Annotated in this window: 2 protein-coding genes; one reads left to right on the top strand and one right to left on the bottom strand. The window is 36.3% G+C overall.

The annotated features are described in order from the left end of the window. Positions 1 to 268 (top strand): EAL domain-containing protein (locus EMN46_RS18965; RefSeq protein WP_154202582.1); only part of this gene is annotated, 268 nt, incomplete at its 5' end. A gap of 8 nt (positions 269 to 276) precedes the next feature. On the opposite strand, the gene EMN46_RS19740 is transcribed toward EMN46_RS18965, so the two are convergent. Beyond that, the coding region (locus EMN46_RS19740; RefSeq protein WP_229130434.1) for a hypothetical protein at positions 277 to 496 on the bottom strand (220 nt) is incomplete at its 5' end.

Consider the following 496-nt stretch of genomic DNA (forward strand, 5'->3'; position numbering starts at 1 on the left):
ATCATTTATTAAAAATCTTATTCATAGCAGATTCGACCAAGTCATGGTGAACAACATTAATGAATTAGCTAAGAATTTACAGATGGAAACCGTAGCAGAATTTGTTGAAAACCAAGAAACCGCCAACAAATTAACTGAAATGGGCATTCACTATGCTCAAGGCTACCACTTTCACCAACCCAGCGAATTAGCTGAATTTAACTCACACCGTCTCACTAACCACCTAGTCAAACACTGTGAAAAATATAACGTAAGACGTGTTGATTAAATTAGTGATTAATGTTCAGCTTTTTTCATTTTACAGCCAAAGAAACCACCTTCAATAATCTGCTCAGCCACCCCTTCAGGTAACTTATCCTCCCAGCCTGTACGACCAGAACGTAATTTCTTTAATACCTCTCGCGAATAAATCTTAAAGAGTGCGGGATCGCTGGTTTCAATACCAAACAAGAAATTATTTTCTAACAAATGACGATATAAAAAACGTAAATGATCA

It is taken from the genome of Ancylomarina sp. 16SWW S1-10-2 (genome assembly GCF_009669305.1).
In the GTDB taxonomy this organism is placed as follows: Bacteria; Bacteroidota; Bacteroidia; order Bacteroidales; family Marinifilaceae; genus Ancylomarina.